Here is an 11,516-nt window from a genome sequence, read left to right as displayed (position 1 = left end):
TGCCGCCCGGCGCGCCGCCCTGCGCCCCACCGGCAGCGCCGGGGCCGCCCGCCGCGCCGTGACCGCCGTGCGCGCCGCCGTTCGTACCGGCGCCGCCGTCGTGCGTCACGGTGCCCGGCAGCGGCGGCAGCAGCTCGACCGTCGGCGCGGGGTGCGCGCCACCCGCCGGGTCCGCCCACCGGACCACGGTGCCGTCGTCGTACGTCTGCACGACTGTGAACGTGAGCCGGTCGGTGGCGGGCATCGGTCCCATGCCCAGCGGCAGCCGGGCCGGCCCGGTGCCGGTGCCGGGCATCCGCAGCCAGCTCACCGCGTGGGTCACCTGGTTCAGCTCGGCCGCGTGCATGCCGGGGACGGGCTGGTCGAGCGTGCGGGTGGTGATGGTCGGCGCCCAGTCCGGCACGGACAGCGGGTACACCTCGCCGATCGGGGCGTCAGCGGGCATGGTCAGCTCGATCCGGGTGGTCCGCGTGCCGGGCCTGTCCGCGGGCACCAGCACCGCGAGTTCGATCGCGTCCCCCTGGCGTACCTGGGCGGGCGAGGTCGTGACCGTCACCCCGGCCGCGTTCGCCGCGCCCGGCCAGCCCACCGCCCCGGCGAGTACGGCCGTCAGCAACGCAGCCGCCCACCGGCCCTGACGGGTCATCCTCATGGTCGTCCCCATCCTTGTCGACTGGGGTCGGTACCGGCTCCGGCCCCACCTGGTAGTTCGGGCGGCGCGGCGAAAAGGTTCAACACGGCACGGAACTCGCCGGGAACGGGCACCGGCGTCGGCGGCGGTCCGGGTCCGGGCGACCGATAGCATCGCAGGGGCCGGTCACCGGCCCTTCCGTACCGTCGACGACAGGAGTCACCGTGTCCGCACCCCGTACCCCCGTCGTGGCCGACCCCGTCGTCGTCGCCGCCGGGACCACGGCGGCCGACGCGGTGGCCGCGGCCGGCCTGCCGATGAGCGGGCCGAAGGCGATCGTGGTGGTCCGCGATCCGCAGGGCCAGCTCCGCGACCTGGACTGGCGCCCGGCCGAGGACGTCGCCGTCGAGCCGGTCACCCTGGACAGCCCGGACGGGCTGAACGTGCTGCGTCACTCCACCGCCCACGTGCTGGCCCAGGCGGTGCAGGACGTCTTCCCGGACGCGAAGCTCGGCATCGGCCCGCCGATCGAGAACGGCTTCTACTACGACTTCGGCGTCGACAAGCCGTTCCAGCCGGACGACCTGGCCAAGCTCGAGAAGCGCATGCAGGAGATCGTGAAGTCCGGCCAGCGGTTCCGCCGCCGCCGGTTCGCCGACCTGGACGAGGCCCGGGCCGAGCTGGCCGCCGAGCCGTTCAAGCTGGAGCTGATCGACGTCAAGGGGGAGGGGCTGGACTCCTCCGAGGTGATGGAGGTGGGCGGCGGCGAGCTGACCATCTACGACAACCTCGCCGCGAACGAGGACAAGGTCTGCTGGTCGGACCTGTGCCGCGGCCCGCACCTGCCGAACACCCGGCTGATCGGCGCGTTCAAGCTGATGCGCTCGGCCGCCGCGTACTGGCGGGGGTCGGAGAAGAACCCGCAGCTCCAGCGCGTGTATGGCACCGCGTGGCCGACCCGCGACGAGCTCAAGGCGTACCTGAAGCTGCTCGAGGAGGCCGCCCGCCGCGACCACCGCAAGCTCGGCGCGGACCTCGACCTGTTCAGCTTCCCCGACGAGATCGGGTCCGGCCTGCCGGTCTTCCACCCCAAGGGCGGCGTGCTCAAGCGGGTGATGGAGGACTACGTCCGGGCGCGCCACATCGAGGAGGGCTTCGACTACGTCGGCACGCCGCACATCTCCAAGGAAGGTCTCTTCCACACCTCGGGACACCTGCCCTACTACAAGGACACGATGTTCCCGCCGATGGAGATGGAGGGCAGCGACTACTACCTCAAGGCCATGAACTGCCCGATGCACAACCTGATCTACCGGTCGCGCGGGCGGTCCTACCGGCAGCTGCCGCTGCGGCTGTTCGAGTTCGGGTCGGTCTACCGGTACGAGAAGTCGGGCGTGATCCACGGCCTGACCCGGGTGCGCGGCTTCACCCAGGACGACTCGCACTCCTACTGCACTCAGGAGCAGGCGCCGGCCGAGATCAAGCACCTGCTCGGCTTCGTGCTCAGCCTGCTGCGCGACTTCGGCATCGACGACTTCTACCTGGAGCTGTCGACCCGTGACGACTCCCGGCCGGACAAGTTCGTCGGCTCGGACTCCGACTGGGCGACCGCCACCGCCGTGCTGGAGCAGTGCGCGCTGGAGACCGGCCTGGACCTGGTGCCGGACCCGGGCGGCGCGGCGTTCTACGGCCCGAAGATCTCGGTGCAGGCGAAGGACGCGATCGGCCGGACCTGGCAGATGTCGACCATCCAGTACGACTTCAACCAGCCCAAGGGGTTCGGGCTGGAGTACCAGGCCGCCGACGGCACCCGGCAGCAGCCGGTGATGATCCACTGCGCCAAGTTCGGGTCGATCGAGCGGTTCGTCGGTGTGCTCACCGAGCACTACGCGGGCGCGTTCCCGGCCTGGCTGGCGCCGGTGCAGGTGGTCGGCATCCCGATCCGCGACGAGCACGGCGACTACCTGGTCGACTTCGCCGCGACGCTGCGCCGGCACGGCATCCGGGCCGAGGTCGACCTGGGCGACGACCGGATGCAGAAGAAGATCCGCAACGCGCAGCAGCAGAAGATCCCGTTCATGGTGATCGCCGGTGACGACGACGTGGCCGCCGGCACCGTCTCGTTCCGCTACCGGGACGGCTCGCAGCGCAACGGCGTACCGATCGACGAGGCGGTGGCGCACGTCCGCGAGGTGGTGGAGTCGCGCACCAACGCCGGCCCCACCGCCACCGCCGCCGAGTAGACGGTCCGCCGAACCGCGCCGCCGCCCGGCGGCGCGGTTCGGCGGCGGTCCGGCCCGGATCGTAGGATCGCCTGTGTGACAGGGGCGGAGCGGGACACCGGGTACGGCGGCGACAACGGTCTGGCGGACGGGCTGGACCGGCTCTGGACGCCGCACCGGATGACCTACATCTCCGGCGAGGACCGGCCCGAGGGCGGCTACGAGAAGCCGACCGGCTGCCCGTTCTGCCTGGCCCCCGGGCTGCCGGCGGAGGAGAGCCTGGTGGTGGCCCGGGGTGAGCACGTCTTCGCGGTGCTCAACCTCTACCCGTACAACCCCGGGCACCTGCTGGTCTGCCCCTACCGGCACGTGGCCGACTACACCGAGCTGGACGAGCCGGAGACGGTCGAGCTGGCCGCGTTCACCAAGGCCGCCATGCGGGTGGTCCGGCACGTCTCCAGCGCGCACGGCTTCAACCTGGGCATGAACCAGGGCGGCGTCGCGGGCGCGGGCATCGCCGCGCACCTGCACCAGCACGTGGTGCCGCGCTGGGGCGGCGACGCCAACTTCATGCCGGTGATCGGCCGGACGAAGGTGCTGCCGCAACTGCTCGCCGACACCCGGGAACTGCTCGCCAAGGCGTGGGCGGCGGCCTGACGGCGGCCCGTTCCGACAGTACGATCTTGCGCATGGCTCTCCTGCACCGCGCGGAACTGCGCCCCTCGAAACTGGAGCTGCTCGTACCCTGGCTGCCCGGCCGGCCCTGGTTCGCCGGTGAGGCGGGCACGGAGGTCACCCGCGTGGCGGCGTACCGGTTCGACGACCCGGCCGGTGAGGTCGGCGTCGAGACGCTGCTCGTGCGCGCCGGTGACGGCCCGGTGCTCCAGGTGCCGCTGACGTACCGGGGCGCGCCGCTGGACGGGGCGGACGACTTCTTCGTGGGTCTCGTCGAGCACTCGGTGCTCGGCCGCCGCTGGGTGTACGACGCCTGCGGCGACCCGGTGTACCCGCCGCTGCTGGCCGCCGCCGTGCTCGCGGACGCCGGACAGGCCGAGGAGTACTTCGAGGTCGACGGGAAGCGCGAGGTGCGCCCGGCGAGCATGACGCTGACGGGGAGCCGTACCGGCCGCCCGGTCCCGCCCGGTCCGGTGTCGGCCGCTCCGGTGTCAGCGGCTCCGGCTGGTCCGGTTGACGGCGGCGTGACGGTGGTCCGGGTGGGGGACGTCGAGCTGGCGGTGGTCCGGCGGCCCGTCCCGGCCGACGTGCCGGCGGCGGGCGGGCTCACCGGCGCGTGGCCGGGCCAGGACGAGCCGGTGCTGCTGGCCTACGCCCGCTGACGGACCGCGTCGAGGGACGGGGCTCGGCGCCCCGAGCGCCCGGCACCCCGACGGTCCGGCCGACGCCGCGGGCCGAGCCGGTGGTCGCCCCACCACGCCTGTTCCCGTTCGGCATCACGGGGCGTGACCATGGCCGGACTCCTGGGCTACGAACCGGCCCGCGCTCGCCGGGAAGGTGACAGGATGCGGCGGTGGCAGTCGACACGCGACAGTTGGGGCGCAGCGGCATCGAGGTGAGCGCCCTCGGCATGGGGTGCTGGGCGATCGGCGGCCCGTGGGCCGAGGGCGCCCGGCCGCTGGGCTGGGGCCGGGTCGACGACGACGAGTCGGTACGCGCCGTCCGCCGCGCGCTCGACCTCGGCGTCACCCTGTTCGACACCGCCGACACGTACGGCGCCGGGCACGGCGAGCGGGTGCTCGGGCGGGCACTCGCCGGCCGGCGCGACGAGGCGGTGATCGCCACGAAGTTCGGCTACACGTTCGACGAGCGCACCCGGCAGGCCACCGGTGAGAACGCCTCCCCGCACTACCTGCGCCGGGCGGTGACCGACTCGCTGCGCCGGCTGGGCACCGACCGCATCGACCTCTACCAGCTGCACCTCGGTGACCTGCCGCTGCCCCGGGCCGAGGCGCTCGTCGGCACGCTCGACGACCTGGTCGACGCCGGCCTGATCCGGTCGTACGGCTGGAGCACCGACCGGGCCGACCGTGCTGCCGCCTTCGCCCAGGTCGCCCGCGGCGCCGCCGCCGTGCAGCACGCGTTGTCGGTGCTCCGGGACGCCCCGGCCATGCTCGACGCCTGCGACAAGCACGACCTGGCCAGCCTGGCCCGGGGGCCGCTCGGGATGGGTCTGCTCACCGGCAAGTACACGCCGGAGTCCACGCTGCCCCGCGACGACGTGCGCGGACTCGGGCCGACCTGGCTGGAGTGGTTCCGCAGCGGCCGGCCCGCCCCGGAGTGGCTGCGCCGGGTCGCCGCGGTGCGAGACGCGCTCACCGCCGACGGCCGCACCCTGGCGCAGGGGGCGATCGGGTGGATCTGGGCGCGCAGCGACCGGGCCGTGCCGATCCCCGGCGTCCGGACCGTGGCCCAGGTCGAGGAGAACGCGGCCGCGCTGGCCCGGGGCCCGCTCGCCCCGGACCACTTCGCCGAGGTGGAGCGGCAGCTGGCGGCGGTACGCTCGGCGGCCCTCCGGGACGCCGCCCGCCCCCACTGGCCGATGCCCCCCGTCCCCGCCGTCCGCCCCTGACCCGAAGGACACCCACCCCCAGCGCGGCCCTCGACGCGGCCCTCGTCCTGGCGTGCTCCCGCCCAGCAAGACGTCCCTTCCGCCCACTGAGACCCCCAGAGATCTTGGTAGGAAAGGGCCCTCATAGGGGCGCCTTCCTACCAAGATCTACCCCGCCCAGCCCCGCCCGCGATCGCGCCGGCCCGGCAGCACCCCAACCCTGCCCTGTCGCCGTCGATCTTGCGGCTGTGGCCCTTTGAGTGACCGGAATGCGCACCTTGTGAGGGCCAAAAGTGCAAGATCGCGGGAACGAGAGGGAGGGAGGGAGGGAGGGGTCGGGCGAGGGTCAGCGGGTTGTGGACTCCTTGCGGGCCTGGTCGGCCAGGTGGGCGGGCATGGGCTCGTGGCGGGCGAACTCGCGGCGGAACGTCCCGGTGCCGGCCGTCATCGAGCGCAGCTCGACGGCGTACCGCAGCAACTCGGTCGCGGGCACCTCGGCGCGGACCAGCGTGCGGCCCTCGGCGTCCGGGTCCGGCTCGGTGCCGAGCACCCGGCCGCGCCGCCCGGACAGGTCGCCCATCACGGCACCGACCGACGAGTCGGGCACCCGTACGGTGATCTCGTCGACCGGCTCCAGCAGCGCCGGCTGGCCCCTCTCGGCGGCGTCGCGCAGCGCCAGCGCGCCCGCGGTCTGGAACGCCGCGTCGGAGGAGTCGACGCTGTGCGCCTTGCCGTCGACGAGCGTCACCCGCAGGTCCACCACGGGGTAGCCGGCGACCAGGCCGCGTTCCATCTGCGCCCGTACCCCCTTCTCCACCGACGGGATGTAGTTGTGCGGGACCGCGCCGCCGACCACCCGGTCGACGAACTCGAAGCCGGCACCCCGGGGCAGCGGCTCCACCTCGATGTCGCAGACCGCGTACTGGCCGTGGCCGCCGGACTGCTTGACGTGGCGGCCGTGCCCGCGCGCGGCGGCGGTGAACGTCTCGCGCAGCGGCACCCGGACCGGCTCGGTGTCCAGCTCGACGCCGCCGCCGCGCAGCCGGTCGAGCACCACGTCGGCGTGCGCCTCGCCCATGCACCAGAGCACCAACTGGTGGGTCTCCGCGTTGCGTTCGAGCCGCAGCGTCGGGTCGCCGGCGACCAGCCGGGACAGGTTGCGGGCCAGCGCGTCCTCGTCGGCCCGGCTGCGCGCCACGATCGCCACCGGCAGCAGCGGCTCCGGCATCTCCCACGGCGCGATCAGCAGCGGGTCGTCCTTGGCCGAGATGGTGTCGCCGGTCTCCGCGCTGCCCGACTTGGTGATCGCGCACAGGTCACCGGCGACGCAGGCGGGCACCTCACGCAGCGTCGCGCCCAGCGGGCTGTAGACGTGGCCGACCCGCTCGTCGGCGTCGTGGTCCGGGTGGCCGCGCTCGGCCATGCCGTGACCGGACACGTGGATCACCTGGTCGGGGCGCAGCGTGCCGGAGAAGACGCGCACCAGCGAGACCCGCCCGACGTGCCGGTCGACTGTCGTCTTGACCACCTCGGCGACCAACGGGCCGTCCGGGTCGCAGGTCAGCGGCGGGCGGGGCGAGCCGTCCACGCCGGTCACCGCGGGCAGGTCGTGCTCCAGCGGCGACGGGAACGCCGCGACCAGGCCGTCGAGCAGCGCGTCCAGGCCCACGCCGGTCTCCGCGCAGACCGGCACCACCGGGTAGAAGTGGCCGCGCGCGACGGCCGTCTCCAGATCGGTGATCAGCACCTCGGGGTCGATCTCCTCACCGCCGAGGTAGCGGTCCATCAGGGTCTCGTCCTCGCTCTCCGCGATGATCCCCTCGATCAGCTCGTTGCGGGACTCCTGGATGGCCGGCAGGTGCTCCGGGTCCGGCTCGCGCACCGCCGCCGGCAGCCCGTCGGAGTAGTCGAACACCCGGCGGGTGATCAGCCCCATCAGCCCGGCCACCGACTCGCCGTCGTCGCCGAGCATGGGCAGGTAGAGCGGGAGCACGTTGTCGCCGAAGACCCGCTGGCACAGCGCCACCGCCTCGTCGAAGTCGGCGCGCGGGTGGTCCAGCCGGGAGACGGCCACCGCCCGGGGCATGTCGACGGCGGCGCACTCCTCCCACAGGGCGGCCGTGGCGGCGTCCATCCCGTCGACGGCGGAGACCACGAACAGCGCCGCGTCGGCGGCGCGCAGTCCGGCGCGCAGCTCGCCGACGAAGTCGCCGTACCCCGGGGTGTCCAGCAGGTTGACCTTGACGTCGCGGTGCGTCAGCGGGGCGCAGGCCAGGCTCACCGAGCGCTGCTGGCGTACGGCGGCGGGGTCGTGGTCGCAGACGGTGGTGCCGTCGGTGACGGCGCCGGCCCGGCCGATCGTGCCGCTGGCGGCCAGCAGCGCCTCGACGAGCGTCGTCTTTCCGGCGCCGGAGTGCCCGACGAGCACCACGTTGCGAACCCTGCCGGGCTCGGTCACCACCGGCGCGCCGCCGGTGACACCCTTCTCGTTCTTCTGCGCCATCGCGGCGCACCTCCCTCAACCGGTGGTGGTGGCGACCGCCGCGGGCGACGGGGGAGCGGACCCGGGACGGGCGCCGCGGCGATATCTTCCGGTGATCTCCTGCTGGACGGGAACGCGGACCGGTGATCCGGTGAACTGGCTCACCTCCTGGCTCGATCTCACACCCGCACGGGTGCCCGCACAAGGGTCGCCGGGCGGGTCGTACGCCCGGCTGTGTCCCCGGCGGTTGCGGGCCGTTATCGTGGGACCGCCATGGCGAAGATCTTCCAAGTGACGGCCCGCGCGGGCATGACCCGCGTCGTGGAGCCGGTCGCCCGCGCGCTGCTGCGTGCGGGCGTGTCCCCCAATGCGGTCACCGTGACCGGAACCGTCGGCGTGCTCGTCGGCGCGCTCGGCTTCGGCGCGCGCGGCCATCTGGTCGCCGGCGCGCTGATCGTCACGGTCTTCGCCCTCACCGACCTGCTCGACGGCACGATGGCGCGGATGAGCGGCGGGTCCACCCGGTTCGGGGCGTTCCTCGACTCGAGCATGGACCGGGTCGCCGACAGCGCGGTGTTCGGCGCGGTCGCGTACTGGCTGGCCACCGAGCACGACTACTCGGGCGTGGCGGCGGCGCTGATCTGCCTGGCCGCGGGCGGGCTGGTGTCCTACGTGAAGGCCCGCGCCGAGGGCCTCGGGATGACCTGCAACGTGGGCATCGCCGAGCGCACCGAGCGGCTGCTCATCGTCGGCGTCGGCGGTCTGCTCACCGGCGTCGGCGTCGGTCCGGCGCTGGAGATCGCGCTCTGGCTGCTCGCCGCCGTCTCGATCTTCACGGTGGGCCAGCGGATGGCCCACGTGTACCGCCAGGCCCAGCGGGTCGGCGTCGAGTGAACCTCACCGAGGCGGGCTTCGTCGCGGGCTGGCGCCTGGTCCGGGCGCTGCCCCGGCCCGTCGCGGTCGCGGCCTTCCGGGCGGGCGCCGACCGCGCCCACCGCAAGGACGGCGGGGGTACGCGTCGACTGCGCGCCAACCTGCGCCGGGTGGTCGGCCCGCAGATGCCCGACGCGGAGCTGGACGCGCTGGTGCGCGCCGGGCTGCGCTCGTACGCCCGGTACTGGATGGAGGCGTTCCGGCTGCCCGGCCTGAGCCGCTCCGACATCCTCGCCGGTTTCCGCCTGGACGGGCAGGAACTGCTCGCCGCCGACGTGGCGGCCGGTCGGGGCGCCGTGGTGGCGCTGCCGCACGCCGGGAACTGGGACGCGGCCGGCGCCTGGGTGGCGGCCACCGGCTGGCCGATGACCACCGTGGCCGAGCGGCTCCCGGACGGCGTCTACGAGCGGTTCGTCGGGTTCCGGGAAGGGCTGGGGATGGAGATCCTGCCCAACACCGGCGGCCCGCGTCCCGCGTTCGACGTCCTGGTGGACCGGCTGCGCGCCGGTCACGTGGTGCCCCTGCTCGCCGACCGGGACCTGTCCGCCCGGGGCGTGGAGGTCGACTTCTTCGGCGGCCGGACCCGGATGCCGGCCGGGCCGGCGCTGCTGGCCATCCGCACCGGAGCCCCGCTCTACGTGGCCTCGATGTGGTACGAGCCGGACGCGGCCTGCGCCTCGATCGAGGGCCCGCTGGCGCTGCCGGACCCGGACAGCGCCCCGCTGGACGCCCGGGTCCGCGCGGTGACCCAGCGGATTGCCGACGGTCTGGCGGCGGGTATCGCCCGGCATCCGCAAGACTGGCACATGTTGCAGCGGATGTGGCTGGACCAGGGCCGGGACGGTACGCCCACGTCGGCGCAGCCGCCGGCCACCACCGGGACGGTCTAGGGGGAGGGCGCAGTGCGTATCGGCATCGTGTGCCCGTACTCGTTCGACGTGCCGGGCGGCGTGCAGAACCACGTCATGGACCTGGCCGAGGCGCTGCTCGGGCTCGGCCACGAGGTGAGCGTGCTGGCGCCCGCCGACGAGGACTCGGCGCTGCCGCCGTACGTGGTGTCGGCCGGCCGGGCGGTGCCGCTGCCGTACAACGGGTCGGTGGCCCGGATCGCGTTCGGCCCGGTCTCCACGGCCCGGGTGCGGCGCTGGATCACCCGGGGCGACTTCGACGTGCTGCACGTGCACGAGCCGCTGACGCCGAGCCTGTCGATGCTGGCGGTGCTCTGCGCGCGCGGCCCGGTGGTGGCGACGTTCCACACCGCGATGACCCGCTCCCGGGTGCTGTCGGCCGCGCAGGGCGTGCTCCAGATCGTGCTGGAGCGCATCACCGCCCGGATCGCGGTCAGCGCGCTGGCCCGCAAGGTGCAGGTCGAGCACATGGACGGCGGCGCGGTGGAGATCCCCAACGGGGTGGCGGTGGCGAAGTTCGCCGGGGTGCCGCCGCTGCCGGGCTGGCCGGGGGAGTGCGCCCCGGGCACCGGCGGCACGCTGGGGTTCCTGGGCCGGTTCACCGAGCCGCGCAAGGGCTTCCCGATCCTGCGGGACGCGTTCGTCGCGCTCGCGCCGCACCGCCCCGGGCTGCGGCTGCTGGTCGCCGGGCCGGGTGACGCCGACGAGCTGTACGGGCGGTTCCCGGCCGGTCTGCGCGACCGGGTCACGTTCCTCGGCCTGGTCTCGGAGGCGGACAAGGCACGCATGCTGCGCAGCGTGCACCTCTACGTCGCACCGAACACCGGAGGGGAGTCCTTCGGGATGATCCTCACCGAGGCGCTGGCCGCCGGCACGACAGTGGTCGCCAGCGACCTGGACGCGTTCCGCCGGGTGCTCGACGGCGGACGGGCCGGCCTGCTGTTCCCGACCGGCGACGCGGCCGCGCTGGCCGGTGCGCTGTCCGAGCTGCTCGACGACGACGGACGCCGCGCCGGGCTGACCGCCTGCGGCGACCAGGTGGTGGCGAATTTCGACTGGCCCGTGGTTGCCCGCCGCGTTCTGGAGGTATACGCAGCCGCGATCGAGGCCACCGACGGCCGGGTCATGGACCAGGAGTGGGCGGGTCTGGGCTGACCGCTGTGGCCGCTGCGGCCGCTGTGACGAGCGCGTCGACCGGTGCACCGCGCCGGCCGGCCGGGATGAGGAGCAGCACTACGATGCCGGGCATGTGGTGGGTGGTGGGCGCGGTCGCGGTGCTCGGGCTGCTCTCGGCGTACCTGATCTGGACCTCCGGCCGCGTGCAGCGGCTCCAGGTCCGCGCGGACTCGGCGGCCCGCGCGCTGGACGCGCACCTGCTGCGCCGCGCGGCCGCCGCCGCGGTCCTGGCCGAGCAGCGGTACGGCGTGGAGCTGTACGCCGCCGCCCGGATCGCGCTGGACGCCGCTCCCGAGGAGCGCGAGGCGGCCGAGAACGACCTGACCCGGCAGTTGCGCGGGGTGCGGCTGGACCCGGACGACCCGGCGTGCGCGGCGGTGATCGCGGCCAGCCGGCGGCTGGCGCTGGCCCGGCAGGTGCACACCGACCTGGTCCGGGACGCCCGCTCGGCGCGGGGGCGTCCGGTGGTACGGCTGTTCCGGATGGGGCGCGGGCGGGAGTGGCCGCGCTACTTCGACATCGACGACCCCACGCTGGCCCCGCACGTGGACGTGACCACCGGCTGATGCACCGCCGGTGACGGGGGCCACACGGCAGG

10 protein-coding genes are annotated in these 11,516 nt (G+C 74.3%); 8 read left to right on the top strand and 2 right to left on the bottom strand.

Translation table 11 applies throughout. The features are described from left to right. The coding region (locus V6U82_RS18240) for a YcnI family protein (RefSeq protein WP_334462711.1) at positions 1–652 on the bottom strand (652 nt) is incomplete at its 3' end. Between the two features lie 203 nt (positions 653–855). Between V6U82_RS18240 and thrS the strand changes: the two genes are divergently transcribed. The 4 genes from thrS (at position 856) to V6U82_RS18220 (ending at position 5,440) form a co-directional block, all read left to right on the top strand. Next, positions 856–2,874: a threonine--tRNA ligase gene (gene thrS, locus V6U82_RS18235; protein ID WP_334462710.1), complete on the top strand. Its 2,019-nt coding sequence runs from the start codon at positions 856–858 to the stop codon at positions 2,872–2,874. 75 nt (positions 2,875–2,949) lie between these two features. Further along, positions 2,950–3,510, top strand: coding sequence for an HIT family protein (locus V6U82_RS18230; RefSeq protein ID WP_091424084.1), 561 nt, complete (start codon positions 2,950–2,952; stop codon positions 3,508–3,510). A 32-nt stretch (positions 3,511–3,542) separates the two neighbouring features. Beyond that, the gene (locus V6U82_RS18225) at positions 3,543–4,190 is read left to right on the top strand and encodes a CG0192-related protein (RefSeq protein WP_334462707.1); all 648 of its coding nucleotides are present in this window, start codon (positions 3,543–3,545) and stop codon (positions 4,188–4,190) included. A gap of 191 nt (positions 4,191–4,381) precedes the next feature. Further along, entirely contained in the window at positions 4,382–5,440 is a 1,059-nt protein-coding gene (locus V6U82_RS18220) for an aldo/keto reductase (protein WP_334462705.1), read from the top strand. Between the two features lie 325 nt (positions 5,441–5,765). Here the strand turns inward: V6U82_RS18220 and V6U82_RS18215 are convergent, their stop codons facing one another. Continuing rightward, on the bottom strand, positions 5,766–7,922 hold the full coding sequence (locus V6U82_RS18215) for an elongation factor G-like protein EF-G2 (protein ID WP_334462702.1): 2,157 nt from the start codon (positions 7,920–7,922) through the stop codon (positions 5,766–5,768). Positions 7,923–8,174: 252 nt separating this feature from the next. Here V6U82_RS18215 and pgsA point away from each other — a divergent pair, with 252 nt between their 5' ends. From pgsA to V6U82_RS18195, 4 genes are all read left to right on the top strand, one after another. Further along, positions 8,175–8,795: a phosphatidylinositol phosphate synthase gene (gene pgsA, locus V6U82_RS18210; protein ID WP_128136549.1), complete on the top strand. Its 621-nt coding sequence runs from the start codon at positions 8,175–8,177 to the stop codon at positions 8,793–8,795. Next, a complete protein-coding gene (locus V6U82_RS18205) occupies positions 8,792–9,724 on the top strand; it encodes a phosphatidylinositol mannoside acyltransferase (protein WP_334462699.1) in 933 nt (310 codons plus the stop codon). The genes pgsA and V6U82_RS18205 overlap by 4 nt, the downstream gene beginning before the upstream one ends. Positions 9,725–9,736: 12 nt before the next feature. Continuing rightward, on the top strand, positions 9,737–10,897 hold the full coding sequence (locus V6U82_RS18200; RefSeq protein ID WP_334462697.1) for a glycosyltransferase family 4 protein: 1,161 nt from the start codon (positions 9,737–9,739) through the stop codon (positions 10,895–10,897). 83 nt (positions 10,898–10,980) lie between these two features. Then, entirely contained in the window at positions 10,981–11,484 is a 504-nt protein-coding gene (locus V6U82_RS18195) for a hypothetical protein (protein ID WP_334462695.1), read from the top strand. Positions 11,485–11,516: the final 32 nt, after the last annotated feature.

This window comes from Micromonospora sp. CPCC 205554, assembly GCF_036902745.1.
In the GTDB taxonomy this organism is placed as follows: domain Bacteria; phylum Actinomycetota; class Actinomycetes; order Mycobacteriales; family Micromonosporaceae; genus Micromonospora; species Micromonospora tulbaghiae.
This window is presented reverse-complemented; position numbering and strand designations above follow the sequence as displayed.